The 26,573-nt window shown below is 72.1% G+C and carries 20 protein-coding genes; 12 read left to right on the top strand and 8 right to left on the bottom strand.

Annotation, left to right across the window (positions count from 1 at the left end; all coding sequences use genetic code 11):
* The first annotated feature begins 66 nt into the window (after positions 1-66).
* From ACBJ32_RS12945 to ACBJ32_RS12920, 6 genes are all read left to right on the top strand, one after another.
* Positions 67-1,530, top strand: a complete 1,464-nt coding sequence (locus tag ACBJ32_RS12945; RefSeq protein ID WP_375126888.1) for a zinc ribbon domain-containing protein — start codon at positions 67-69, stop codon at positions 1,528-1,530.
* Complete coding sequence (locus tag ACBJ32_RS12940) at positions 1,530-3,365, top strand: serine/threonine protein kinase (RefSeq protein WP_375126887.1); 1,836 nt, start codon at positions 1,530-1,532, stop codon at positions 3,363-3,365. Before ACBJ32_RS12945 ends, ACBJ32_RS12940 begins: the two co-directional genes overlap by 1 nt.
* 79 nt (positions 3,366-3,444) lie before the next feature.
* Entirely contained in the window at positions 3,445-4,101 is a 657-nt protein-coding gene (locus tag ACBJ32_RS12935) for a response regulator (RefSeq protein ID WP_375126886.1), read from the top strand.
* Between the two features lie 77 nt (positions 4,102-4,178).
* Entirely contained in the window at positions 4,179-6,242 is a 2,064-nt protein-coding gene (locus ACBJ32_RS12930) for a DUF6421 family protein (protein ID WP_375126885.1), read from the top strand.
* The gene (locus tag ACBJ32_RS12925) at positions 6,239-6,868 is read left to right on the top strand and encodes an SDR family NAD(P)-dependent oxidoreductase (protein WP_375126884.1); all 630 of its coding nucleotides are present in this window, start codon (positions 6,239-6,241) and stop codon (positions 6,866-6,868) included. Before ACBJ32_RS12930 ends, ACBJ32_RS12925 begins: the two co-directional genes overlap by 4 nt.
* On the top strand, positions 6,865-7,917 hold the full coding sequence (locus tag ACBJ32_RS12920; protein WP_357865556.1) for a low specificity L-threonine aldolase: 1,053 nt from the start codon (positions 6,865-6,867) through the stop codon (positions 7,915-7,917). Before ACBJ32_RS12925 ends, ACBJ32_RS12920 begins: the two co-directional genes overlap by 4 nt.
* An 89-nt stretch (positions 7,918-8,006) precedes the next feature.
* Here the strand turns inward: ACBJ32_RS12920 and ACBJ32_RS12915 are convergent, their stop codons facing one another.
* Together ACBJ32_RS12915 and ACBJ32_RS12910 are read right to left on the bottom strand one after the other, a co-directional pair.
* Complete coding sequence (locus ACBJ32_RS12915) at positions 8,007-9,407, bottom strand: phytoene desaturase family protein (RefSeq protein ID WP_375126883.1); 1,401 nt, start codon at positions 9,405-9,407, stop codon at positions 8,007-8,009.
* A gap of 2 nt (positions 9,408-9,409) precedes the next feature.
* A complete protein-coding gene (locus tag ACBJ32_RS12910; RefSeq protein ID WP_375126882.1) occupies positions 9,410-10,036 on the bottom strand; it encodes a DUF305 domain-containing protein in 627 nt (208 codons plus the stop codon).
* A gap of 133 nt (positions 10,037-10,169) precedes the next feature.
* Here ACBJ32_RS12910 and ACBJ32_RS12905 point away from each other — a divergent pair, with 133 nt between their 5' ends.
* Positions 10,170-10,883: a DUF3105 domain-containing protein gene (locus tag ACBJ32_RS12905; RefSeq protein ID WP_375126881.1), complete on the top strand. Its 714-nt coding sequence runs from the start codon at positions 10,170-10,172 to the stop codon at positions 10,881-10,883.
* A gap of 52 nt (positions 10,884-10,935) precedes the next feature.
* Here ACBJ32_RS12905 and ACBJ32_RS12900 read toward each other — a convergent pair whose 3' ends face one another.
* Together ACBJ32_RS12900 and ald are read right to left on the bottom strand one after the other, a co-directional pair.
* A complete protein-coding gene (locus ACBJ32_RS12900) occupies positions 10,936-11,439 on the bottom strand; it encodes an EF-hand domain-containing protein (protein ID WP_375126880.1) in 504 nt (167 codons plus the stop codon).
* An 88-nt stretch (positions 11,440-11,527) separates the two neighbouring features.
* The gene (gene ald, locus ACBJ32_RS12895; RefSeq protein ID WP_375126879.1) at positions 11,528-12,643 is read right to left on the bottom strand and encodes an alanine dehydrogenase; all 1,116 of its coding nucleotides are present in this window, start codon (positions 12,641-12,643) and stop codon (positions 11,528-11,530) included.
* A gap of 150 nt (positions 12,644-12,793) precedes the next feature.
* Between ald and ACBJ32_RS12890 the strand changes: the two genes are divergently transcribed.
* Positions 12,794-13,759, top strand: a complete 966-nt coding sequence (locus tag ACBJ32_RS12890) for an excalibur calcium-binding domain-containing protein (protein WP_375126878.1) — start codon at positions 12,794-12,796, stop codon at positions 13,757-13,759.
* Here ACBJ32_RS12890 and ACBJ32_RS12885 read toward each other — a convergent pair.
* From ACBJ32_RS12885 to ACBJ32_RS12875, 3 genes are read right to left on the bottom strand one after another with little or no spacing between them, the layout of a single operon-like run.
* A complete protein-coding gene (locus tag ACBJ32_RS12885) occupies positions 13,756-15,135 on the bottom strand; it encodes an NCS2 family permease (RefSeq protein WP_375126877.1) in 1,380 nt (459 codons plus the stop codon). The genes ACBJ32_RS12890 and ACBJ32_RS12885 overlap by 4 nt on opposite strands.
* A 60-nt stretch (positions 15,136-15,195) precedes the next feature.
* A complete protein-coding gene (locus ACBJ32_RS12880) occupies positions 15,196-15,429 on the bottom strand; it encodes an EF-hand domain-containing protein (protein ID WP_375126876.1) in 234 nt (77 codons plus the stop codon).
* Between the two features lie 15 nt (positions 15,430-15,444).
* On the bottom strand, positions 15,445-17,679 hold the full coding sequence (locus ACBJ32_RS12875) for a molybdopterin cofactor-binding domain-containing protein (protein WP_375126875.1): 2,235 nt from the start codon (positions 17,677-17,679) through the stop codon (positions 15,445-15,447).
* Positions 17,680-17,773: 94 nt separating this feature from the next.
* Between ACBJ32_RS12875 and ACBJ32_RS12870 the strand changes: the two genes are divergently transcribed.
* Positions 17,774-19,267 (top strand): helix-turn-helix domain-containing protein, encoded by a 1,494-nt coding sequence (locus ACBJ32_RS12870; protein WP_375126874.1) that lies wholly within the window; start codon positions 17,774-17,776, stop codon positions 19,265-19,267.
* Positions 19,268-19,282: 15 nt separating this feature from the next.
* Here ACBJ32_RS12870 and ACBJ32_RS12865 read toward each other — a convergent pair whose 3' ends face one another.
* A complete protein-coding gene (locus tag ACBJ32_RS12865; protein ID WP_375126873.1) occupies positions 19,283-22,120 on the bottom strand; it encodes a BTAD domain-containing putative transcriptional regulator in 2,838 nt (945 codons plus the stop codon).
* Between the two features lie 469 nt (positions 22,121-22,589).
* On the opposite strand from ACBJ32_RS12865, the gene ACBJ32_RS12860 reads away from it, so the two are divergent.
* Genes ACBJ32_RS12860 through ACBJ32_RS12850 form a run of 3 tightly spaced genes read left to right on the top strand, consistent with a single transcriptional unit; the run spans position 22,590 to position 26,527 of the window.
* Positions 22,590-23,873, top strand: coding sequence for a helix-turn-helix transcriptional regulator (locus ACBJ32_RS12860; RefSeq protein ID WP_357865576.1), 1,284 nt, complete (start codon positions 22,590-22,592; stop codon positions 23,871-23,873).
* A gap of 60 nt (positions 23,874-23,933) precedes the next feature.
* Complete coding sequence (locus tag ACBJ32_RS12855; RefSeq protein WP_375126872.1) at positions 23,934-24,554, top strand: copper resistance protein CopC; 621 nt, start codon at positions 23,934-23,936, stop codon at positions 24,552-24,554.
* On the top strand, positions 24,551-26,527 hold the full coding sequence (locus ACBJ32_RS12850; RefSeq protein ID WP_375126871.1) for a cytochrome c oxidase assembly protein: 1,977 nt from the start codon (positions 24,551-24,553) through the stop codon (positions 26,525-26,527). Before ACBJ32_RS12855 ends, ACBJ32_RS12850 begins: the two co-directional genes overlap by 4 nt.
* The last annotated feature ends 46 nt before the right edge of the window (positions 26,528-26,573 follow it).

Below are 26,573 nucleotides of genomic sequence, written 5' to 3'. Positions count from 1 at the left end.
GTGGTGGTCTATTGACTTACGCCATGTGATTGGGAACCTGGTCCTATTCCAGTGTTTGGAGCGGAGATGGCGCGCCTCACAGCTCTTGCCGGTGGCGCCGCGGTGGCACTGGCGCTCATCGCGACGCCGGTCGCGGCCCACGAGCACCCGAGCGGGATCACCGACCTGGTGAGCCCAGCCGTGGTGCGACTGGAAGCCGTGTCGCACGTGAAGATCACCCTGCTCGACCACGTGGGCGAGCTGAAGCACGTGGATCGTTCCTACAGCCTGCCGTTCGCCGCGGGCACGGGCACGGTCGTCAACCCCGACGGCACCATCGTGGCGCTCAGGCGCCTCGCCGTGAACCCGAACGACGTCGCCGTCTACGCCGCCAACAAGATCTTCGCCGAGCACCACAAGGTGAAGATCCCGGCCGACTACGACAAGCACAAGCTCTCCGACGACGTGCTCGACCGTCACCTCCAGCAGTGCTACACCCCCGGCAGCGACACCGCGACCTGCATCGTCAGCGTCACCACCGAGATCACGGCCTTCCCCAACGTCTCGCCTGCCAGCCCCGACGGCTACAAGGTCAAGTGCATCAAGGCCGGCCCCGCCCCCGACGACCCGGCCGTGCTGGTGCCGCTGACCCCCGTCGCCGGCGGCGTCGGCATGCCGACCGCGCCGCTCGCCGACAAGGTCCCCGACCAGGAGGGCTCGCCCACGAACGTGGCCGGCTTCCTCGGCAGGCCGGGCCCGAACGTGGCGCACACCGTCGAGATCGCCCACCTGGGCAAGGGCGGCGTGCAGGGCGGCGCCGGCAGGCCGTTCGCCGACCCCGAGAAGAAGATCGACGAGCCGGTCAAGCTCGGCGGCCTCGCCGACAAGGGCCTCGTCGGCGCGCCGGTGATCGGCGACAAGGACGGCCACGTCATCGGCCTGCTGGTCGGAGGTGGCAAGGAGGGCAAGATGATCGGCGTCAAGGAGGTCACCGCCATCCTGGCCGCCGCCAAGGTCGTCCCGCGCAGGGGCGCGATCGACACCGCCTTCGAGGCGGCGCTGACCCGCTACCACACGAAGTACTACACCGAGGCCGCGCCGGGCTTCCAGCGCGTGCTGGAGCTCTACCCGGGCAACGTGGTGGCCGCGGCGCTGCTGAAGACCTCGCTGGCCAAGCGGGGCGGCCCGGAGGACCAGGGCACGAAGAAGGCCTCGGACGAGCCCGCGGAGTCCACGCCGCTGTGGCCGTACATCGCGGCGGCGGGAATTCTCTTCATGGCCGCCGGGGGCGGAGCGTATCTGCTGTGGCGCCGCCGCACTCCTGAAAGACAGACAGAACTGCCACAGCCGCTGGCGGCCAGTCCACCGCTCGACGACGGCGCCAACCAGACCGTGGTCGTGCGGCGGTCCCAGTCGTTCCAAGTGGTCCCGCAGCAGCAGCAGGTGATGACCGCGCCGGACCCGGCGATCAAGTACTGCACCTCGTGCGGCATGAGGCTCGGACCGGCGCACCGCTTCTGCGGCTACTGCGGCCACCCCATCGAGACGTGATGCCATTGAACGAAAGAGCACTCATCGGCCAGGAGGTGGCCGGGTACTACATCGAGGACATCGTCGGCAAGGGCGGCATGGCCGTCGTCTACCTCGCGCTCGACCCCAGGTTGAGCCGCCGGGTGGCGCTGAAGATCCTCAACCCGGTGCTCAGCGTCGACGACAGGTTCAGGCAGCGGTTCATCCTGGAGTCCAGGACGGTCGCCAGCATCGAGCACCCCAACATCATCCCGATCTACGAGGCCAACGCCGACGTCGACGGCGTCCTGTACATCGCCATGCGGTACGTGGACGGCCTCGACCTGCGCCGCCTCATCTACGACCGCGGGCCGCTGCCCCTCGGCCAGGCGAACCAGATCTTCTCGCAGGTGGCCGCCGCGCTCGACGCCGCGCACGCGCACGACCTGATCCACCGCGACGTCAAGCCGGCCAACATCCTGCTGGCCGGTGACCACGTCTACCTGACCGACTTCGGCATCACCAAGCACCGCTCGTCGATCTCGGGGCTGACGCAGACCGACCAGTTCATCGGCACGCCGCGCTACATGTCGCCCGAGCAGATCAACAAGGAGCACATCGACGGCCGGTGCGATCAGTACGCGCTGGCCTGCGTGGTCTACGAGGCGCTGTCGGCGCGGCTGCCGTTCCAGCGCGAGAACGACATCGCGCTGCTCTGGGCCCACCTGGCCGAGCAGCCGGCACCGCTGTCGCAGCTTCGGCCCGAGCTGCCGGCGCAGGTGGACGGCGTGATCATGCGTGCGCTGGCCAAGTCGCCCGAGCAGCGGTACGCGACCTGCACCGAGTTCGTGACCGCGCTGCGCGATGCGATCAGCGGGCCCCAGTACGACCCCTTCGCCGATCCGTTCGGCGCGCTCGGCTCCCCGCTGGGGCCGGGGCAGCATCTGGTGCCGCCGCCCGGGCAGAGCCCGCACTCCGGGCCCCATCCCGTGCAGCGCGCGGGAGGAGCCCATGCCGCGCCCCCGTCGGGGCCCCAGTCCGGGCCCCAGTCCGGGCCGCAGTCCGGGCCGCAGTCCGGGCCCCGGTCCGGGCCACAGCACTCCGTGCCCGGCTCAGGTCCGGGTTCCGGGCCGCACTCCCTGCCGGGGGCCGGGCCGGTTTCAGGGCCGGGATCGGGGCCGGGGTCCGTGCCGCCGTTCGCCGCCCCGTTCAGGCAGCCTCGGGGGACGGCCGGTCAGCCCACGCAGGAGGCCCGGCCGGCCGGGGGCAGGCGGCCGGGCCGGATCCCGATCGTGGCCGCCACGCTGGTGGCCGCCGTGGCCGCGCTCGCGCTGGTGGCGTTCGTGATTATGAACAATCGCGGCGACACCTGGATGAGCTACAAGACCAGCGCCGCCGCGCCGCTCACGTTCGACTATCCGGGCGACTGGACGGTACGTACCCACCAGGACCTGTTCGCCGTGGCGTCCTCGCACGCCTCGGAGTTCGAGGACCTGTTCGTGGCCGGTCCCGGCGCCGACTGGTCCAAGGTCAAGGAGATCGTCAACAACGACCCCGAGGGCGTCGCCGGCGTGTACGTCCAGGTCTCCGACACCCTCGACGCCAGCGGTACCGCCGAGATGATGAAACCCAAGATGGAGGCCCTGCTCCCCGGCCAGGTCGACCTCGACAAGCCCGTGCTGGACCAGGCGGGCAGCAGCCCCGCCACCCGCTTCGACGGCTCCCTGCACGACCCGGCCAGCGGCGCCAGGCTCGCCTTCGTGAGCTACGTGATCGACCGCGAGCCCAAGACCATGCTGATCATGTACTTCTGCGGCAAGACCACCTGCGACGACGCCACCCAGACGAGGATCAGGCAGAGCGTGCGGCTGTCCTGACTTGGAACTCACTTGCGTACGGCTTGGCGCGGGTGTTCTCCCGGTGTTCAAGGAGGCACCCGGCGTCTAACCTCCGCGTGTGGGCATTCGCATAGTCATCGCCGACGATCAGGCGATGGTCAGGGCCGGGCTGCGCATGGTCGTCGAGAGCGACCCCGGCATGGAAGTCGTCGGGGAGGCGGCCGACGGGCGCGAGGCCGTCGCCGTGGCCCGGCGTACCCGGCCGGACATCGTCCTCATGGACATCTCGATGCCCCGCCTCGACGGGCTGGCGGCGGCCAGGGAACTGCTCGACGCCCCCTCGCCGCCCAAGGTCATCACGCTGACCACGTTCGACACCGACGAGAACCTCTACGCCGCGCTGCGCGCGGGCACCAGCGGCTTCCTGCTGAAGGTGTCGCCGCCGGAGCAGCTCCTGGAGGCGATCAGGGTGGTGCACTCCGGTGACGCGCTGCTCGACCCGGCCGTGACGAGCCGGGTGATCGCCACGTTCGCGGGCCGCGCCGAGCCCGTGCCGTCGCCGGCGCTGGGCGAGCTGACGCCGCGCGAGCTGGAGGTGCTGCGGCTGCTGGCGCGCGGCCTCACCAACGCGGAGATCGCCAGGGACCTGTACGTCGGGGAGGCCACGGTCAAGACGCACGTGGCGCGGGTGCTGATGAAGCTGTCGCTGCGTGACCGGGCGCAGGCCGTGGTGTTCGCGTACGAGACGGGCGTGGTACGCCCTGGGGCCGCCTAGCCGGGAGGGACTAGCGAGGAAAGCCGTAAATATGTGTATATTTTCCTGTATCAGGCGGCAGATGCAGGAGATATTTCATGCGATCGTTCCCCAGGGTGCTGTTCGACGAGGCTCACAACGAGTCGTGGACCATCAGGCGCGAGCTGGCCGAGTCCATCAACCCCGCCCATCCCGACGACACCAGCTACGCCCGCGCGGCCGGGCTGCTGCGGCACCTGGGGCACACGGTCACCGCGCACACGACGGGCCCGCTCGGCCCCGAGACGCTGGCGGACCAGGACGTCCTGGTGATCGCGCACCCGTCGAACGACAGGTGGGAGCGCACGACCGGCCAGGGCAGCCCCGTCCTCACCGCCGCCGAGCTGGACGCCGTCGAGTCCTTCGTGGCGGGCGGCGGCGGGCTGGTCGTGCTGGCCGAGGAGGAGCAGGACAAGTACGGCAACAACCTGCGCGAGCTGCTCGCCCGGTTCGGCGTGGACGTCCGGCACACCACCGTGCGCGACCCCCGTCACGCCTACCGGGACGTGGCCACCTGGGTGCTGGGGGAACGTTCCAGCGACTCCGGGCTGCTGGCCGGCGTGCGGACGGCCTGCTTCTACCGCGCGGGCACGCTGGCGGCGGAGGGGGCGGAGGTGCTCTTCGCCACCTCGGCGGAGGCCGACCCGGCCGGCGAGCCGCTGGCCGTGGCGCTGCGGCACGGGCGCGGGCGGGTCGTGGTGTTCGCCGACTCCGACCTGTTCGGCGACGACTCCATCGACGACCACGACCACCGCGCGCTCTGGCGGAACGTGGTGACCTGGGCCGCCCGGGTGCCCGGCGACGAGGGGCGCGCGGCCCCGGCCGACGAGGCGAAGGCCGCCCTGTTCGTGCGGCTCAAGGAGGCCGTGGAGGAGCTGCGGCCGCTCCAGGTCAAGGACGGCTCCGTGCCGGCGGAGGCCAAGGAGCGGGCCAAGGTCCTGGTGGGCCGGATCGCGGATCGCGTAGGCGAAATTTCGGGATATTTCCCGCATGACGCCGCCTACCTCCAGGCCGTGCGGGACGACCTGGGCAAGTGGGCCGCGCAGGACCTCGGCGTGCCCGACTTCCTCGACTCCCTCGACCTCTTCCACCCCGACACCCAGCGCGAGGACGGGCTGGAGCACGTCGTGGTGTTCCCCATGTACACGCAGAACGGCAACCCGGTCCGCAACCTGGAAGCCGTCTGGATCCGTACGATCTGGCCCGGCTGGCTGGCCGAGCTGGAGGCGGGCGGCTACGACAACCCGATGTTCGTGCCGATCGCGTTCGAGGACTTCACCTCCGGCTACGACACGCACTCGGCCGTCCTGTTCCCGGAGACGGTGGCGGTGCGGCAGGCGCCCGCGAGGTTCACCTGGGGCGGGATCTTCGCCGACCGCGAGGCCGCCAGGTTCAGGCGGGTCTCCAGGGCCGCCGTCGAGACGCTGAAGCTGGACCTGCCGCCGGACGCCGAGCGGCTGCTGGCCTCGCAGCGGCTGGCGCAGGACACGTTCGTGCTCTGGGACCTGGTGCACGACCGCACGCACAGCCACGGCGACCTGCCGTTCGACCCGTTCATGATCAGGCAGCGGATGCCGTACTGGCTGTACGCGCTGGAGGAACTGCGCTGCGACCTGACCGCGTTCGGGGAGGCCGTCGAGCTGGAGCGGCGGGGCGTGCCGTACGCCCGGTACGTGCAGACGGCGATCCTGTTCGACCGGCTGTTCCGCTTTCCCGTCACCGGGGAGCGGGTGCGCAACTACGACGGGCTCGGCGGGCAGCTCCTGTTCGCCTACCTGCACCGCAACGACGTCGTGCGGTGGACCGACAACCGGCTCACGATCGACTGGGAGCGGGTCGCGGACGGGGTGGCCGACCTGCGCGGGGAGGTCGAGAAGCTGTATCGCGACAGCATCGACCGATCGAAGCTGGCGCACTGGCTGGCGGCCTACGAGCTGGTGAGCGCGTACGTGGCGCCGCACCCCGGCTCCACCTGGGCCAAGGGCGTCGAGGCGCTGCCGGAGGAGCAGAAGGCCAAGGTGGACGCGGTGCTGCCGGACGAGTTCCCGCTCAGCATGTTCTACGAGGCGCTGCGCCGTAAGCTGACGGACGTGGTCGAATCGACTAAGGGACTCCGAGCATGATCATTCTGGTTACCGGGGCCGGAGGGCCCACAGGTGACGCCGTTTCCGGATATTTCCGGAAAAATGGGCACACCGTGATCGGCGTGGACAGGCAGGACGTGGACCTGCTCGACCGCGCCGCCGTCCAGGCCCTGGCCGACCGCGTCGAGCGCGAGCACGGCCGCGTGGACGGCGTGGTGCACCTGGTGGGCGGCTGGCGCGGCAGCAAGTCGTTCGCCGAGACCAGCCTCGACGACTGGGACCTCCTGCACGACCTGCTGATCCGCACCCTCCAGCACGTCTCGCTGGCCTTCGAGCCGCTGCTGCGCCGCAGCGACGACGGCCGCTTCGTGATCGTCTCCGCCAAGGCGGCGCAGCAGCCCAGCGCGGGAGGAGCCGCCTACGCGGCGGCCAAGGCGGCGGCCGAGGCCTGGACGCTCTCCCTGGCCGACGCGCTCAGGGGCACCTCCGGCGCGGCGACCATCCTCGTCGTCAAGGCCCTGGTGAACGACGCCATGCGCGAGCGGAACCCCGAAGGCCGGTTCCCCGGCTTCACCGACGTCAACGACCTGGCGGCGGCCATCGGCGGCCTCTACGACCGCCCCGCCGCCGAGATCAACGGCACACGATTGGACCTCACTTCTTGAACCCCCGGCACGACCCCCGGCTCAAGGCCTTCGCCAGCGACAACTACGCCGGGGTGCACCCCGAGATCCTCCAGGCCATCGTCGCCGCCAACGGCGGTCACCAGACCTCCTACGGCGACGACGTCTACACCGAGGCCACGCAGGAGGTCTTCCAGCAGCACTTCGGCGAGCGCGCGCAGGCCTGGCCGGTGTTCAACGGCACCGCCGCCAACGTCGTCTCCCTGCGCGCCATGACCGCGCAGTGGGAGGCGGTCATCTGTGCCGAGAGCGCCCACATCAACACCGACGAGGGCGGCGCGCCCGAGGTGGCGGGCGGCATCAAGCTGCTCACCGTCCCCACGCCCGACGGCAAGCTCACCCCCGAGCTGATCGACCGGCAGGCCTGGGGCTTCGGCGACGTGCACCGGGCCCAGCCGAAGGTGGTCTCGATCTCGAACACCACCGAGCTCGGCACCGTCTACACCGCCGACGAGATCGCCGCGATCTGCGCGCACGCCCACGACCTGGGCCTGCTCGTGCACCTCGACGGCTCCCGGCTGACCAACGCCGCCGCCGCGCTCGACGTCCCCATGCGGGCCCTGACCACCGACGCGGGCGTGGACGTGCTCTCCTTCGGCGGCACGAAGATCGGCCTGATGTACGGCGAGGCCGTCGTCGTGCTCAACCCGGACGCGGCCACCGGCGTCGACTACCTGCGCAAGACGTTCATGCAGCTCTCGTCGAAGATGCGGTTCGTGTCGGTGCAGTTCGAGGCGCTGCTCTCCGGCGACCTGTGGCTGCGCAACGCCCGCCGGGCCAACGAGATGGCGCGGCGGCTGGCCGAGGCGGTCGGGCGCGTGCCCGGGGTGCGGGTGGCCAGGGCGGTCGAGGCCAACGCCGTGTTCGCGGTGCTGCCGGAGGACGTGGCCGCGCGGCTGCGCAAGCGCTACAAGTTCTACGACTGGACGGACGGGGAGGTGCGGTGGATGTGCGCGTTCGACACGACGGAGGAGGACGTGGACGCCTTCGCGGCCGCCCTCGCCGAGGAGATGACCGACACGCGCCGCTGAGGCTCGGCGCCGGCACAGGGGCCAGGCGGGCTCAGCTCGCGACTCAGTGCCGGCTCGGTGCACAAGTGCCGGGCGGCTCAGCTCGCGGCTCAGTGCCCGCGCAGGGCCAGGCGGGCGGCCTGCCAGCCGCCCATCCCGTGCACGCTCGGCCCCGGCGGCGTGGAGGACGAGCAGAGGAACACCCCCGGCAGCGGCGTGCGCCACGGGGCGGGCGACCAGACGGGGCGGCGGACGAACTGCGTCAGGCTGGCCAGCCCGCCCCCGAGGTCCCCGCCCACCAGGTTGGGATTGTCCGCCTCCAGCGCGGCCGGCCCCATCGCGTGCCTGGCCAGCACCCGGTCGCGGAAGCCCGGCGCGTACCGCTCGATCTGCGCCTCGATGGCGTCCGTCATGTCCGCCGCGGAGCCGTTGGGGACGTGGCAGTAGGCGTACAGCGTGTGCCCGCCCCGCGTCGGATCGGCCGCGTACGGCTGGACGAGCAGCACGTACGGCCGGGGAGAGACCCGCCCGGCCGTCGTCTCGGCCTCGCTGAGCGCGATCTCCTCCAGGGTCCCGCCCAGGTGCACGGTGCCCGCCGAGGCCACCGCCGGATCCCGCCACGGCACCGGCCCGTCCAGCGCCCAGTCCAGCTTGAACACGCCGGGCCCGTACCGGAAGCGCTCCAGCCGCCGCCGGTACCCGTCCGGCAGGTCGGCCATCGCGAGCAGTTGCCTGGGCGTCACGTCGAGCACGACGATCGGCGCGTCCAGCTCCGCCAGCCGCCGCACCCGGTGCCCGCTCACCGCCTGCCCGCCCAGCGACCTGAGCTCGGCCACCAGCGCGTCGGCCAGCACCTGCGACCCGCCCCGCACCACCGGCCAGCCCACCAGGTGGGCCAGGACCGCCAGCAGCAACCCGTACCCGGCCGAGATGGGGGAGCGCAGGTCCAGCATGGAGTGCGCGGACATGCCCGCGAGCAGCGCCCGCGCCTCCACGGTACGGAACGCCCCGCCGGCGAACGTCGTGGCGGGCAGCGCCGCCGCCAGCCCGAACCTGGCGGCCTGCGCGAACACCCGCGGCCGGGCCGGCCACGGCCCCAGCGGCTTGAGCAGCAGCTCCACCAGGGGGAGCCCGGCCCGCACCGCCGCTCCCACGGTGGCCAGCCACGCGGCGCGGTCGCGCCCCAGCCCCGCGGCGGTACGCCGGACGTCGCGGTGCACCAGCACGGCGGGCCGCCCGTCGAGCGGGTGGGCGGCGGCCACCGGCGGATGGGCGAACTCGACGCCCTTGAGGTCGAGCGCGCGGAACGCGGGGGAGGCCAGCGCCATCGCCATCACGGTCGCGCCCAGGTCGTGCACGCGCCCCGGCAGCGTCAGCTCGCCGGACCGCAGCCCGCCGCCGAACCGCTCGGCGGCCTCCAGCAGCAGCACCTCGCGCCCGGCGCGGGCCAGCATGACCGCGGCCATCAGCCCGTTGGGGCCCGACCCCACGACGACCGCGTCGGCGCCCACCGCTACTGGCTCTTCAGTATCGACGGGTAAGGCTGCGCCCCGCGCTGCCTGAGCAGCTCCGTCATGAGCTTGATCTCCCCGCTCTGCCCGTCGACGATCTTCTGCGCCATGCTGACCACCTCGCTGCGCGTGGACAGCTTCAGCAGCCCTTCGGCCATCTGCACGCCGCCTTCATGGTGGCGGATCATGAGCTGCAGGAACAGCACCTCGGCCTGCGTGCCCCGCGCCTGCTTGAGCTTGCTCAGCTCCTCGGGCGAGGCCATGCCCGGCATGACACCCGGTGTGGCGGCGGGCGTCGCGGCGCCGTGCCCGTGGCCGCTCATCCAGGCCATCGGCCGCTGGTCGGTCGCCTGGCTGAGCTGCCACTGCTGCAGCCAGCCCTGGAACATGCCGCGCTGGTTGGCCTGGGTGTTGATGATGTCGAAGGCCAGGCTCCTGATCTCCCTGGCGGGGCCCTTGTCCCTGATGACGAACGCCATGTCGACGGCCTGGGCGTGGTGCGTGGCCATGTCGCGGGCGAACCCGGCCTCCGGCGAGGCGTCGCCGGGCGTGCCGTCGCGGCCGAACAGCAGGAACGCGGCCGCGGCGAGCACCAGCACGCCGCAGACGATCAGGACGGGTCTTCTCACCGGCTTTTCCATGGCCGCTCCAGCGTACCCACCTGGGGACGAGGCTGTGATCGGACCCTTATGCGGGGCTTATTCTCCGCATACGCCTGGAGGGCATAGGGTGACCCGGAGTTGGTACGCCGATGGAGGAGCGATGACGAAGGAGAAGGCGCAGGCGCGGCGCGAGAACCTGCAGAAGATGCGGGCCGAGCAGAAGCGCAAACAACGCCGCGCCGCACTGCTGATGTGGGGCACGGGTGGGCTCATCATCGTGGTGCTCGTCGGCGTGGTCGGCTTCTACCTGGTCAACCAGGCCAGGCAGACCTCGCTGGACGCCGTGACGAGCGTCAAGTACGAGGCCGGCCAGCACGTCTGGAAGACGGTCGCGTACAAGGAGACGCCGCCGGTCGGCGGCGAGCACAACAACTACTGGCAGCAGTGCGCGATCTACGACAAGCCGATCCATTCCGAGCACGCGGTGCACTCGCTGGAGCACGGCGCGGTCTGGATCACCTACCGGCCGGACCTGCCCAAGGCGCAGGTGGACAAGCTGAAGGAGGTCGCGTCCTCCACGGGGCAGCAGGACTACATGCTCATGAGCCCGTTCCCCAACCTGCCCTCCCCGATCGTGGTCTCCTCCTGGGGGCACCAGCTCAAGCTGACCGACCCGGCCGACCCGAAGATCGGTGCGTTCATCAAGCGCTACCAGAACGGGCCTGACACCCCGGAGCCGGGCGCCACCTGCGGCGGCCAGGACGCGATCACCACCACGGCCGACCAGGCGCCGCTGCCGCCCGAGCCCACGGCCCAGCAGCAGGCGCCGATGGAGACGCTCGCCCCGTCGGCCAGCCCGTCCCAGCAGCAGTAGCAGTACCGGAAAGGACGTCAGGGCCCGGCCCCCGCCGGGCCCTGACGCACGTTCAGGCTCCGATCTGGCCGGTGAGCAGGCCCTGGCGGGCGCGGGCGAACTCCTCGAAGGAGATGCGCCCGTCGCCGTCGGCGTCGGCCCTGTCGAAGGCGGTGCCGAGGTCGGTGCCCGGGTGGGTCCACAACGAGCGGAACTCCTCGGCGCTGATCCGGCCGTCGCCGTCGCGGTCGGCCACGGTGAACGTGGCCCTGGAGATCGGCGCCAGCACCGCCTCGAGCGCGCCGGTGCGCACCAGCATCTCGAAGGAACGGACGTACTCCTCCTTGCTGATCTCCCCGTCGCGGTCCGTGTCCAGGGCGCGCACGTGGGTGTCCCAGGCGTTGAGGAACGCCTCCACCACCGCTTCGCCGTCGGGCGAGTCGGGCCGTACGCCGGTCTGCTGCAGGCGCTGCTGGGCGAGCGCCATGTAGTCGTACCGGGTCAGGAAGCCGTCGCCGTCGGTGTCCAGGTCGTTGAAGTTGCGCTCCGCGCTCTCGCGGTAGCTCGGCTGGGACATCACCACTCCGATCATTACGGTGAGTAGCTGATCGCAACTTAGCGTAACTCCTGGGGTGCGGGATGCCCAGAGGCAACGGGGAATCCGCTCAGCCGAGCACGTCCTGCGGCGCCGTCCACCCCAGCCCGTGCGCCTCGGCCACGGGGCGGCTGATCACGCGGCCCTCGTGTGTGTTCAGGCCGAGCGCCAGCGCGGGGTCCGCGCGCATCGCGCGCTGCCAGCCCAGGTCGGCGATGGCCAGCGCGTACGGGAGCGTCACGTTCGTCAGCGCGAACGTCGAGGTGTGCGGCACCGCGCCCGGCATGTTGGCCACGCAGTAGAAGACCGAGTCGTGCACCCGGTACGTCGGCTCCTCGTGCGTGGTCGGCCGCGAGTCCTCGAAGCAGCCGCCCTGGTCGATCGAGATGTCCACCAGCACCGAGCCCGGCTTCATCCGGCTGACCAGGTCGTTGCCGACCAGCGTCGGAGCCTTGGCGCCCGGCACGAGGACCGCGCCGATGACCAGGTCGGCCTCCAGCACCGCGCGCTCGATCTCCAGCGTGTTGGAGGCGACGGTCTGGCAGTGCCCCTGGTAGATCAGGTCGGCCTGGCGCAGCTTGTCGATGTTCATGTCGAGCAGCACCACCTCGGCCTGCATGCCGAGGGCGATCGCGGCGGCGTTCATGCCGGAGACCCCGGCCCCGATCACCACCACGTGCGCCGCGCGCACCCCGGACACCCCGCCCATGAGCACGCCCCTGCCGCCCGCCGAGCGCATCAGGTGGTAGGCCCCCACCTGCGGCGCCAGCCGCCCCGCCACCTCCGACATGGGCGCCAGCAGCGGCAGCGCGCCGCCGGCCGTCTGGACCGTCTCGTACGCGACCGCGGTGCAGCCCGACTCCAGCAGCGCCCGCGTGCAGGCCCGCGACGCCGCCAGATGCAGGTACGTGAACAGCACCAGCCCCTTGCGCAGCCGGTGGTACTCCTCCGCCTCCGGCTCCTTGACCTTCATGACCAGGTCGGCCGCGCCCCACAGCTCGTCTGCGGCGGGCACCAGGACGGCGCCCGCGGCGGCGAAGTCGGCGTCGGGGATCGCGGAGCCGGCGCCCGCGTCGCGCTCGACCAGGACCTGGTGACCGTGGCGGACCAGCTCATGCACCCCCGCGGGGGTCAGCGCCACCCGGTATTCGCTGTTCTTGACCTCTCGCGGCACACCGACCTTCATGCCGTCACTCTTCCCGGGGATCCCGTCTTTCCTCCTCCTTTCTTCCTCCCGTCTCACAGTTGCATGAGGATTATCCGGCGGATTACCCCGCTGTGCCTTCTCCTCGATAGGCTCACCGGCAGCCCGAACGTCAGGATGGGATCGTCATCGATGGACAAGCCGGAAGAGCCGCCACCCGCGGACCCGGGGGAGCCGACCGCCAGCAGACTCACCACCATCGTGCTGATCGTCTCGCTGGTCCTCGTCGTGCTCATCGCAGGCGTGCTCGGCACGGTCGCCGTCCTGATGACCAAGAGCCCCGACATGCCGCTGTTAGGGGGCGCGCCCCCGCGGTACCTGTCGGTGCCCATCCACTTCGCGCCCGTCAGGGAGACCAAGCCCGCGCCCTGCCCCGGTGACCCCGCCGTGCTCGACGAGGCGCAGAGCACCTGCTACCTGCTGGAGGCCGGCGTCACGGTCGGCGCCGTGCAGCGGATCGAGCCACTGCGCGAGGACGACGGCCTGTACTCCGTGCGCATCGCGGTCGCGCCGGCGTTCAAGGACAAGCTGGTGCAGCTCATCGACGAGCTGGCGCCCGCGCAGGAGCCGGTCGCGGTCGTGCTGGCGCCGGCGCAGGCCGACCAGCCCAAGACCGTGCTGGCCGCGCCCATCGTGACGCAGCCGATGGACGGCGACAGCGTGAGCATCGCCGGCTTCACCAAGGAGGACGCCGAGGCGCTGGTGGCCCGCCTGCTGGGCAGCACGCCGGCCCCGGGCACGGGCACCACCCCCGCCCCCACCGGCCCGTCCACCCCTCCGACCGGCCAGCCGGCCACGCCTCCCACCGGCGGCCCGGCCGGCACCCCCGGCGGGCAGCCGACCGGCCCCGCCACGTCGAGCCAGCCGACCGGCGGCACGGGCACCACGGGAACCACCGGCTCCACCGGCACGTCCCGGCCTGGCGGCACGGCGCCCGCCACGGGCGGCCGGGGCGGCACCGACAAGCGTTACGCGAGCTGCAAGGAGGCCGTGGCGGCCGGCGACGGGCCCTACTACAAGGGCACGCACGAGGAGTACGCCTGGTACACCGACGTCGACAACAACGGCGTGGCCTGCAACAGCGGCGACATCCGCTAGGTGAACAGCTCCTCCAGCCAGTCGATGGCGAAGTAGGCCAGGAAGATCAGCGAGACCACCCAGAGCAGCCAGGGGATCTCGGAGAAGCGCCCCCTGACCGCCTTGATCAGCGTGTAGACGATCACGCCGGCGCCCACGCCGTTGGTGATCGAGTACGTGAACGGCATCAGCGCGATCGTCAGGAACGCCGGCACGGCCAGGTCCAGGTCGTCCCACGGCACGTTCCTGCTCTGCATCATCATCAGCGCCCCCACCAGCACCAGCGCGGGCGCCGCGGCGGCGGCCGGCACCACCGCGGCCAGCGGCGTGAACAGCAGCGTCAGCCCCAGCAGCGCGCCCGTGACCACGCTGGCCAGGCCGGTACGCGCGCCCTCGCCGACACCGGCGGCCGACTCCACGAAGACGGTGTTGGCCGAGGCGCTCGCCGCGCCGCCCACCATGCCGCCGACACCGTCCACGGTCAGGATGCGGCCCAGCCGCGGCACCCGGCCCCGCTCGTCCACCAGCCCGGCCTCGTCGCTGACGCCGATGATCGTCCCCATGGCGTCGAAGAAGCCCGACAGCACCAGCGTGAACAGCACCACGGTGGCCGTCAGCGCCCCCGCCGTGACGAACCCGCCGAACAGGTCGAACTGTCCCACCAGCCCGAAGTCCGGCGCCGAGACCAGCGACTCCGGCATGCGCGGCGCGACCACGCCCCAGGACGCCGGGTCGATGGTGTTGACCGAGTTGACCAGGATGGCCAGCGCCGCCGTCACGGCGATGCTGATGAGGATGGCGGCCGGGACGCGGCGCACGTACAGGAGGATCATCAGGAGCAGGCCGAAGCAGAAGACCGTGACCGGCCAGCCCGTCAGGTGCCCGGTCGCGCCGAGCTGCACGGGCGTGCCCGAGCCCGCCGCGACGAAGCCCGCGTCCACCAGGCCGATCAGCGCGATGAACAGCCCGATCCCCACGCTGATCGCGTGCTTGAGCGCCAGCGGGATCGCGTTCATGATCAGGGTGCGCAGGCCGGTCACGGCCAGCACGATGATGGCCAGGCCCTCCAGCACGACCAGGCCCATGGCCTGCGCCCAGGTCATGTACGGGGCGGCCTGGTAGGCGACGACCGCGTTCAGGCCGAGCCCGGCGGCCAGCCCGAACGGCGCGTTGCCGACGAACGCCATGAGCAGCGTGGTGATCGCCGCGGCCAGCGCGGTGGAGGTGGTCAGCTCGCCGATCGAGAGGCGGGCGCCGGTGACGTCCCTGGCCCCGGCCAGGATGATCGGGTTGAGCAGGATGATGTAGGCCATGGCCATGAACGTGGTGAGCCCGCCACGCACCTCACGAGCGACGGTGGTGCCCCGGCCCGTCAACTCGAAGAATCTGTCGAGCACCGCCAATCCCCCCTTGTGATCAGGGGGAATGCCGGGTTGCCTACCCCGCCGGGGCCGAGATCACGCCTTCTCGTGGCGGCCGTGGCCCACCAGGGCGACGAACTCGTCCAGCTTGATCATGCCGTCGCCGTCGCTGTCGGCCGAGCTGATGAACGCCTCGATCTCGCTCTCCGACGCGCCCTGCCCGCCGAGCGCCTCGTTGGCCTGCCTGATCTCGCCGGCGGTCAGCAGGCCGTCGCCGTCGGTGTCGAAGCGCCTGAACTCCGCCTCTGCCGCCTCGCGCGCGGTTGCCATCGGGTGCCCCCTTGTCTAGCCCTTGTCGAACAAGGCGATATCTTCCGGCCTAATCGGAACGCGAGTCAACCGAAGCCCCGTGGCCGCTCTGACGGCCGCGGCGATGGCGGGGGTGGAGGAGAGCGTCGGGGGCTCGCCGGCGCCGCGCAGCCCGTACGGCGCCGCCGGGTCCGGGTTCTCCAGGATCTTCAGCGTCATGGGCGGCATGTCGAGGATGGTGGGGATGAGGTAGTCGGTGAACGACGGGTTCAGCACCCGGCCGTCGCGCACCTGGATCTCCTCCATCAGCGCCAGCCCGAGCCCCTGCGCGGAGCCGCCGTGGATCTGGCCCTCCAGCGCCTGCGGGTTCAGCATCCGCCCGACGTCCTGCACCGCCGCCAGCTCGACCACCTTCACCAGGCCCAGCTCCACGTCCACGTCCACGACCGCCCGGTGCACGCACAGCGCGAGCTGCGTGTGCGAGTCGCCCTGCCCGGTGAGCGGGTCCATCGGGTACGTCGGCCGGTGCCGGTACTCCCGCGTCTCCTCGATCGGCCCGAACCGCTCCAGCGCCTGCTTCGGCGGCAGCCCCTCGAACCGCTTGCGCACCGCCTCGCAGGCGGCCTTGACCGCGCCGCCCGTGACGTACGACTGCCGCGAGGCCGACGACGAGCCCGCGGAGCCGACGGAGGTGTCGGCGGTGGCCACGGTGACGTTCGGGATGTCCAGCTCGGTGCGGGCGATCTGGGCCTGCACGGTGACCAGGCCCTGCCCCACCTCGGCGGCGGCCGTGTGCACGGTGACGTGCGGCTCGCCGCCGATCAGCTCGGCCCGCACCCGGGCCGTGGAGTAGTCGTCGAAACCCTCGGAGAAGCAGATGTTCTTGATCCCGACGCCGTAGCCGACGCCGCGGCGCACGGACTCGCCGTGGGTGGTCTGGGAGACGCCGCCGGGCAGCTCCCGCAGGTCCCGGTCCGTCCTCTCCGGACGCGGGGGCTCGGGAAGGGGCATCGCCTCCAGGTCGCGCAGCATGTCCGCGAGCGGGGCGGGCGAGTCGATCACCTGCCCGGTGATCAGGCGGGAGCCCTGGGAGACGGCGTTGCGCACCCGGATCTCGACCGGCGACAGGCCGCACGCCTCGGCCAGCCGGTCCATCTGCGACTCGTAGGCGTAGCACGCCTGCACCGCGCCGAAGCCGCGCATCGCGCCGCACGGCGGGTTGTTGGTGTAGACGCCGGTGGCGTCCACGCGCACGTTCGGCACCTCGTACGGGCCCACGCCCAGCGACGCCGCGTTGCCGACCACGGCGGGGGAGGAGGAGCAGTACGCGCCGCCGTCGAGCAGGATGTCGGCCTTGACGTAGACGAGCCTGCCGTCGCGGGTGGCGCCGTGCTCGTACCGCATGCGGGCCGGGTGGCGGTGCACGTGGCCGAAGAACGACTCCTCCCGGCCGTACACGATCTTGACGGGGCGGTTCAGCCGCAGGGCCAGCATGCAGGCGTGGATCTGCATCGACAGGTCCTCGCGGGCGCCGAACGCGCCGCCGACGCCCGACAGCGTCAGGCGCACCTTGTCCGCGGGCAGGCCCAGGCAGGGGGCGAGCTGGTCGCGGTCCACGTGCAGCCACTGGGTGGCGATGTACAGGTCCACGCCGCCGTCCTCGGCGGGCACCGCCAGCCCGGACTCCGGGCCGAGGAAGGCCTGGTCCTGCATGCCGACCTCGTACTCGCCCGTCACGACGACCTCGGCCTCGAACGTGTCGCCGCGGCGCACCGGCTGGTGGCGCACGAAGTGCCGGGACAGGCGGGGGTCGGTGATGGCGGGGCGGGGCTCGTACTCGACGGCGATGGCCGCCACCGCCCTGCGGGCCGTCTCCGGATGGTCGGCCGCCACCAGCGCGACCGGCTCGCCCTGGTGACGCACCTGGTCGATGGCCAGCACCGGCTGGTCCCTGTGCTCCAGGCCGTAGTACTTCTCGCCCGGCACGTCCTCGTGCGTCAGCACCGCCCGCACGCCGGGGATGCGCAGCGCCGGGCCCACGTCGATCGAGCGCAGCCACGCCGACGGATGCGGGCTGCGCAGCGTCGCGCCCCACACCATGCCCTCCAGCCACAGGTCGGAGGCGTAGGCGAACTCGCCGGACACCTTCAGCGCCGCGTCGGGCCGCCGCGCGCTCTCCCCGACACCGAGCCCGACACCGAGCCCGACACCGAGCCCGACATCGAGCCCGGTGCCGACGCCGGGCAGGGTCGCGTCAGACGTCTGCGTCATCCTCCGAGTAGAGCACCGCGCCCGCGCCGGACAAATATGCCCGACGTCAAAATGCGGTCATCGATTGCAACATACGGCTTGTACATTCCTACAGGTGCGCATCTCCGACCTGCTGGCCATCGACGACCTGAGCCTGCGGCTGCTCACCGGCGACCCGGCCCGCGAGTTCGGCACCGTGCACATCACGGACCTTCCCGAGCCCGGCCGTTACCTGAGCGGCGGCGAGCTGGTGCTGACCGGGCTGATGTGGCGGCACGAGCCGGAGGACTCGGCCCGGTTCGTGGCCGCGCTGGCCGAGGCCGGGGTCGCCGCGCTCGGCGCCGGGCAGGCGTGGCTGGGCCACGTGCCCGACGACCTGGTGGCCGCCTGCGCCGCCGCCGGGCTGCCGCTGGTGGAGGTGCCGGTCGAGGTCTCGTTCCGCACGCTGGCCGAGACGGTCGTGCCCCGGCTGGCCGGTGACGTGCGCGACGCGCTCGGCAGCCACCGCCGGCTCGTCGCGGCCATCGCGGAGGGCGCCGACCTGCGCGAGCTGTTCGAGCTGACCGCCGCGGAGCTGGGCGTCACCGGAGCGGTGGTGTCCGCCTCGGGCGAGGTGATCGTCGGCACGGCGGACGACCCGGTACGCCTGGCCAAGGCGTACCTGACGGCGCCGCGCCTGCCGGTCAGGGTCGGCGGGCACACGATCTTCGCGGTCGGGCGCGGCCACCGCGCCGCCGGATGGGCGCTGGCCTGCGACGGCGACCTGATGGACCGGGCCGATCTCGGCTACGAGCTGGCCTCCTGCGTGGGCCTCGAACGCAGCCGGATGGAGGAGGGCCGCCGGGTCGAGCGCCGGCTGACCGGGCAGCTCATCGTGGCCGCGCTGGGCGAGGCCGGGGTGGCGGAGCTCGACGCCAGGCTGCGGACGTGCGGGGTGGGCGGGGCGGAGCCGTACGCGATCGTGAACGTCACCGCGCCCGGACCTGGCGCCACCCGCGGGCCCGACCCCGCCACGCTCGGCGGCCAGGCCGTGGAGGAGCTGCTCGGCCGCGAGGTCGTGGCGGCGGCCGGCGCGGACGGCGCGGTCGCGGTGGTGCCGCTGCGCGAGCGCACCACCGCGGAGCTGGCCGACCGGCTGCGGGCCGGAGCCGGCGTGCTGGCCGCGCTGCCCGGCACCCGCCTGTGCGTGGGGCTCAGCGGCGCGCTGACGGGCGCCGCCGCCCTCAAGGGCGGCGTGGAGGAGGCCGGGCACGCCCGGCGGCTGGCCGAGGCCCGGGGCGGCGGGGTGGTGACCAGCGACGAGATCTACACGCACGCGCTGCTGCTGGCCACGGTGCCGGGCGACGTGCGCCGCTCGTTCGCCGACCGGCTGCTGTCGCCGCTGCTCGACTACGACCGCAGGCACCAGTCGGAGCTGGTGCGCACGCTCGGGATCTTCCTCGACTGCGCCGGCTCGTGGCAAGCCTGCGCCGAGCGGCTCCACCTGCACGTCAACACCGTGCGCTACCGCGTGCGCAGGATCGAGGAGCTGACCGGCAGGGACCTGTCCACGATGGCCGACCGGGTCGACTTCTTCCTGGCGCTCAGGGACACGGCGCCGCCGCGCTGACCGGGAGGCCGCCGCTCACGCGTGCACCGACGACTGCGCCCGCGCGGCCTCGTCACGCTCCTTGATCGCCCGTTCGAGCCAGTAGTCGCTGCCCGTCTGCTCGGCGAGCACGACCGCTTCCGCGCTGTGCCGGATGGCCGCGGCGGTCCCGCCGAGGAGGCGGTGGGCCCGCGCCAGGTAGACGAGGCAGCCCATCTCCGTCGTCCTGGCGGTGGTACGCGACGGCTCCAGGGCCTCGGTGAGCACGGTGCGAGCCGCCTCCAGCTCGCCGAGCTCGATCAGCACTCTTCCGCGCGACACCGCGAACTCCACCTGGCCGTGCTGGTCGCCCGCGAGAGCGGCCATCGCGGCCCCCTCCTCCAGCAGGACCGCCGCGTCCTCGAACCGCCCGAGGGGGATGTGGGCCCGCGCCGCCACCAGCAGGGCGTAGCGTTCCCCCACCGCCGACCCCGCCTCGCGGGCGATCGCGCGCTGGGCCAGCGCGTGCTCCAGGGCGTCGGTGTACCGTTCCCACTTCAGCAACGTGTTGGCCAGGTTGCCGTGCGCCCGCTGCTCGTTGAAGAGATCGCCCAGCTGCCGGGCCAGGCGCAGGTGCCGATCGTTGTGCTCGAGGCAGACCGGGTCGCCCTTGAAGTACAGGCCCGTCGCGAGATGGGCGTGCGCCTCCATCCTGATGACCGGGTCATCGAGGCGTTCGCCCGTCGCGAGCAGGCGTTCGCCCAGCGAGATGAGCCCGCGCACCCGGTACGCCCGCTGCTGGTACCACCACAGGGCGAAACCGATCGCCGCGCCCGCCCGCGCGACGTCGTCGTCCGGATCGGCCATCGCCTGGAAGGCGGCGGCGAGCAGGGTGGCCTCCTCCGTCCTGAGCCAGGCGCGCGCCTCGTCGGCGCCGCCGAAGGCGCGGCCCCGGGCGTCGATCCTCGGGTGCAGGCAGTGGACCCGGTGCGGATCGCTGGTCCTGGCCGCGGCGCGCGCGGACTCGGCGTAGTAGCCGATCGCGCGCCTGAGCGGCGCGAGCCGCTCGCCGGCGGGCAGCAGGTCAGCCGCGAAGAGCCGGACGAGATCGTGGGGGTGGTAGCGTCCCGGCTCGCCCGCATCGAGCAGATGGGCGTCACACAGCCGCTCCAGCGCCCGCTCGACGTCGGCCTGCGGCGAGCCGGACAGCGCGGTGGCCGCCTCCACGGTGATGTCGGGCACGTGCAGGAGGCCGAGCAGGGCCAGCAGGCGCGCCGCCGCGGCGTCGACCTCGCGGCCGCTGCCGTTGAGCGCGCTCCAGCTCGCCGCCAGGCTCGACCGTACGGCCAGCTCCCCGGCCTCCAGCTCCGCCAGCCGCCGCCGCTCGTCGCCGAGCCGCGCCGTCAGCGCCCCGACGCTCCAGTCGGGGCGATCGAGCAACCGCGCGCCGGCGATGCGGAGCGCGAGGGGGAACCCGTCGCAGAGGCGGACCAGCCGGGTGGTCTGGTCGAGGTCGGCGCGGACGCGGTCGGCTCCGAGGAGCCTGGACAGCATGGCGGTGGCCTCCGCCTCGGACAGCGGGCCCAGGCGGAGCTGGACGCAGTCGTCGCCGACCGCCAGGGATTCCCGGCTCGTCACCAGGACCGAGGTGCCGAGCGGCGCCGAGACGAACGGTCTGACCTGGGCGAGATCGGCGGCGTTGTCCAGGAGCACGAGCAGCCGCCGGCCCTGGAGCCTGCTCCGCCACAGGGCCGCGGCCTCGTCCTCGTCGGCGGGGACGGCGTCGTCCTGCGTGCCGATGCCGCGCAGCAGCCGGCTGAAGATCTCGTGCGAGGACAGCCGGGAGACGTTCGGCGTGCCCCCGCGCAGATTGACGTAGAGCTGCCCGTCGGTGAACCGGTCCCGCGCCGCGTGGGCGACGCGGACGGCCAGCGTCGACTTGCCGACACCAGGCGCCCCGCAGATCACCACGAACGGGTGCGGCGGATCGTCACCCCCCGGATCCAGCAGGGACTGCAGCCGCACCGCCTCCCGCGCGCGGCCGACGAACACCATCAGGTCGCGGGGAAGCTGGCGAGGGACGACGGGATCAGGGGTCACCCGCTCGCCGGAGCCGGCCAGGACGAGGTGGTGCGCGCGGCGCAGGCCCTCGCCGGGATCGACGCCGAGCTCCTCGGACAGGGCGCGGCGGGCCTCCTCGAAGACCGTCAGCGCCTCGGCCTGCCGCCCGCACCCGTGCAGGGCCAGCATGAGCAGCTCGCGAGGGCGCTCGCGAAGGGGATGGCGGTGGGCCAGGTCGTGGAGCGCGGTGAGCCCGTCCTCCGGGCGGCCGAGCCGTATCAGGGCGTCGGCCCTGGCCTCCACGGCCGTCAGATGGAGCTCCTCGAGCCGGGCCCGCTCACCCTCCGCGAACGGGCCCGGCACGCCGCTCAGCGCCGGGCCACGCCACAACGCGAGCGCCTGTTCGATGACGTGCAACGCGCCGGCGACGTCACCGGCCTTGTTCGCCTGCGCCGCCGAGTCCAGATGCGCGGCGAAGGCGTGCGCGTCGACCTGGAGCGGATCCAGCCGTAACAGGTAACCGCCCGCGGCGCGGGCCACCATGCCCGGAGGCTGGCGCCGGCCGCGGTTCGGCTCGAAGGCCCGCCTCAGGCCCGCGATGTAGGTGTAGACGCTCTGCGTGGCACTGGGGGGAGGGGCGTCGCCCCACAAGCCCTCGATCAGCTGGCCCAGCGTGACCACGCGGCCCGCACGCATCGCCAGCATCGCCGCGATCGCCTGCTGCAGCGGCGGCCCCAGGTCGACGTCACCGCCGCCGAGCACACCGGCAACCGGGCCCAGCAGACCGATGGTCGTTCCGGCCGCCGGCCGCCCGTGATCGCGAGTGGGATACACGTAGGGAGCTTAGTCGCGATGGCCGTGGCGTAAAGGGGACTGAATCGTATGTAGAGGAAATATAGGTCTGACCGCTACGTTGTGAGCACCCGTGGCCGATGTGCGGTCGGTCACGAGGGCTCCGGCTGATCAGCGGCTCAGGGGAAGTCGCATGGAAGGCAGGTGACGGGGCCGAGAGACCCCGGCCTGCCGGACCACTGTACTGGGGCACGGAGTGCGGCTCGTGCCCAGCGTGCTACTTCACCACGCTCGTTCGCTCACCTACCACTCGCGGCTCAGCAGCAGCTCGGCTCTGCCAGCGAGGAAGTAAGGGAAGACGAGTCGGCACTTGCGGCCGTAACATTGGCTCCAATGGTGGTTACCGCGGTGATCGCGGCCACCAGGACGGACAGGGCAATGCGCATGCGCATGGGGTTCTCCCTCGCCTATGTGGGTTGCTCGGACTTCATCTTCTCAGGGAGCGGCTGCTGTGACCACATCTGACCTAGTCGGACTCCGCATCAAGACGGTTCGGCGGCAACGCGGTCTGTCACAGGCGCAGCTGGCGCATCCCGAGCTGTCGGACAGCTATGTCTCGTTGATCGAGAGCGGTAAGCGTACCCCCACCCCCGCGGTCTTGGAGCTGCTGGCCAACAAGCTGGACTGTTCGCTGTCCTATCTGATCAACGGTGTCACGGCCGAGCAGATGGAGGACATCGAGCTCGCCCTCGGCTACGCGCGGCTGGCACTCGAGAACGGCGAGGTCGCCGAGGCCCGCACGCGCTTCGCCGAGCTGCTTGGGAACAGTAACCTTGCAGGGTTGACAGCCCTTCGTCAAGAAGCGGAATTCGGCCTCGCGCTCGCCCTGGAGGCCGGAGGCGATCTCGACCAGGCGATCGCCATCATGCTCAGGCTCCGCGAGGAGGAGCTTCCCGCCGAGCGCAACATCGAGGTGGCCGTCGCGCTCTGCCGCGCCTACCGCGAGAGCGAGCAGCTCGGCGAGGCCGTCGAGGTGGGCGAGCAGCTCCTGAGCGGCATCGCCCGCCAGCCCTGGACCGACCTGCTGGTCGAGCTGGGCGCCACGCTGCTGGCGGCCTACTACGAACGCGGCGACATGCTGCGCGCCAGGCAGTTCGCGGCCGAGCTGCTCAACGCGGCCGACGCGCTGGGCACGCCGCGCTCCATCGTGGCGGCCAACTGGAACGCCTCCATCACCGCCCGCGTCACCGGCCACAACGACGAGGCGGTGGCCTTCGCCGAGCGGGCCCTGGCCGTCCAGATGGAGCACGGCCAGCCGCGCAACACCGCCAGGATGCGGTACGCGTACACCAGGACGCGGCTGCGGACCGGCTCGGTGGACGCCGCCACCGCGCGCGAGATGCTGCTCGCCTCGATCAAGGAGTACGAGCAGACCTCCACCAGCACGATCGACCAGGCCATGGTCTACAACGAGCTGGCCTGCGCCGAATACATGATGCAGGACCTCGACCAGGCCGCCGAGCACGCCGCGACCGCCAGAGACCTGCTCCCCAGGTACGGCCACGTGCTCGGCGCCGACGCGAACCTGCTGCTCGGCAGGATCTACGGCGCGGCCGGCCGGATCGAGGAGGGGCGCGCGCACACCGCCGGCGTCAAGCAGTGGCTCGACCCGCTGCCCAACTCCCGCCGCTCGGCCTCCACCTGGTACGCCACGGCCGAGACCATGGAGCAGCTCGGCGACGCCGACGGAGCGGTCGAGGCCTACCAGCGCGCGCTGGCCTGCGCGGGATTGTAGAGCCCGGATCGCGGAGCGACGTCCGGACCGGGCGGTGGCGTCGGTAGCCTTGGGGGTGCCATGAAGAGATCCCCGCTCGCGGCCCTCACCGCGATTCTCGCCTCCGCCCTGCTCGCGTCCGGGCTCGTGTTCGGCGCTGCCGCGCCCGCGCTGGCGCACGACACGCTCAAGAGCAGCTCTCCGGCCAAGAACGCCGAGGTCGAGTCCCTCGACGAGGTCAAGCTCGAGTTCAGCGCCAAGGTGCGCATGCCGTTCGTCATCGTGCGGGGCGACGGAGACGCCCAGCACCACAGCGGCAAGCCCGAGGTGGACGGCGCCGTGGTGACGCAGGCGGTCAAGGGGCCGCTGCCCGACGGGAAGTACACGATCGCCTACCGCGTCGTGTCCTCCGACGGGCACCCCATCGAGGGAGAGATCCCGTTCCGGGTGAAGGGCGCCGAGACGCCGTCGCCCAGCGCGTCCCCGTCCGCGTCGTCGTCGGAGGATCCGGCCGCCGCAGCCCCCGCCACGAGCGCCCCCGCCACGAGCGCCCCGGCTCCCGCGCCCACCGAGGTCGCCGCCACCGAGCAGGCGGCTGCCGAGCAGGGCGCGACCTTCCCCGTCTGGCTGATCATCGTCATCGGCGCGCTCGTCGGCATCGGCATCGGGTTCCTGCTGAGCGCGCGGAAGAAGAAGCCATGACCCGGGCGGCGCGCCTCGCGCTCGTGACCGCGGCGGCCGCGATCGCCGCCCTGGTCATCGGCATGATCGCCGGAGGCAGGGCGTTCCCCAGGATCATCCCGGGGCTGCCCGACGCCGGCGCCGTCGTGCGGTGGGGGCTGCCGCTGTCCAAGCTGCTCATGGACGCCGCCGGCGTGATCACCGTGGGCCTGCTGCTGATGGCCGCCGCGCTGCTGCCCAACGACAAGGGCGTGCTCGGCAAGAGCGCCGTCGAGTACGTCAAGGCCAGCTCGTGGGCCGCCCTCGTGTGGGCCGGGGCCGCGTTCCTGTCCATCGTGTTCGGCGTCGCCGACTCCATGGGCAGAAGCGTGCCGCAGATCCTCGACCGGGCCTTCCTGACCAGCTACGCCACCCAGACCACGCAGGGCGTGGCGCTGACGCTCGTGGTGCTGTTCGGAGTGGCCATCGCGCTGTTCTCGCGCGGCGCCATCACCGCCGGGGCGGCGGCGGGGCTGCTGGTGTTCGCGATGGTGACGCTGCTGCCCGCGCCGCTGACCGGGCACACCTCCTCCTCGCCCAACCACGACCTGGCCACGTCGTCGGTGTCGCTGCACCTGCTCTCGCTCGCGCTGTGGACGGGCGGGCTCGGCGTGCTGGCCCTGCACGCGCTGCGCAAGCAGCCGCAGCTCGACGTGGCCGCGGCGCGGTTCTCCCGGATGGCGCTGTGGTGCTACGCCGGGGTGGGCCTGTCCGGGATCTTCGCGCTGGTCGCCCGGCTGGGCGCCGCCTCCGACCTGTGGACCTCCGAGTACGGCCTCCTGGCCGTGGCCAAGATCGTGGCGTTCGTGCTGCTCGGTTACGTCGGTTACTGGCACCGCCAGCGCACGCTGGCCGACCTGGAGGCCCGCAAGCCCCGCGCGTTCACCCGGCTGGCCGGCGGCGAGATGGTGCTCATGTTCGCCACCATCGGCATCGCCGTGGCGCTGTCGCGCACGCCGCCGCCCGAGTACAGCATCCCCGCCGACCGGGCGTTCGAGCTGCTCGGCTTCCCCCTCCCGCCCCCGCTCACCCTCGGCAACATCTTCTCGCTGTGGTGGCTCGACCTGTTCTTCGCCGTGGTGGCGGCCGTGCTGGCCGGGCTCTACGGGGCCGGCCTGCTGCGCCTGCGCCGGCGCGGCGACCGGTGGTCGTGGGGCCGCACCGCCTCCTGGTACATCGGCGTCGCGCTGCTCGTCTTCTGCACGCAGAGCGGCCTGGCCCGGTACGCCCAGGTCATGTTCGACATCCACATGATCGAGCACATGACGCTGTCCATGGTCGTGCCGATCTTCCTCGTCCTCGGCGGGCCCGTCACGCTGGCCCTGCGCGCGCTCAAGCCCGCCGCCAGGAGGGGCGACAGGGGGCCGCGGGAGTGGATCACCACGATCCTGCACAGCCGCTTCACCAAGGTCGTCACGCATCCCGTGGTCGCCACCGCCATCTTCGTGGCCTCGACGTACGCGCTGTACTTCACGCCGCTGTTCGAGTCGGCGATGAACGAGCACCTCGGCCACATCTGGATGACCCTGCACTTCCTGATCAGCGGGTGCCTGTTCTTCTGGGTGATCATCGGCGTCGACCCCGGGCCGAACCGGCTGCCGTACGTCGGGCGGCTCCTGATGCTCTTCGTCACCATGCCGTTCCACGCCTTCTTCGGGATCGCGCTGATGATGATGGGCTCCGTGATCGCCTCGGGCTGGTACGAGCAGCTCGGGCGTACGTGGGGCGACACGCTGCTGCAGACGCAGCGCGACGGCGGCGCCATCGCGTGGGGCTTCGGCGAGATCCCCACGCTCATCGTCCTGCTGGCCATCGCCGTGCAGTGGTACAAGGACGACAACAGGCAGGCGCGGCGCGCCGACCGCAGGGCGGGGCGCACCGGCGGCGGCGATCCCGAGCTCGACTCCTACAACGCCTACCTCGCCCGTCTCAACCGTGCCGACAAGGGCGAGTAGCCGTTCGGACATGGCCTTCTACCTTCCGACTACACGTCTCAGGACC

It is taken from the genome of Nonomuraea sp. GTA35 (genome assembly GCF_041950525.1).
In the GTDB taxonomy this organism is placed as follows: domain Bacteria; phylum Actinomycetota; class Actinomycetes; order Streptosporangiales; family Streptosporangiaceae; genus Nonomuraea.
This window is presented reverse-complemented; position numbering and strand designations above follow the sequence as displayed.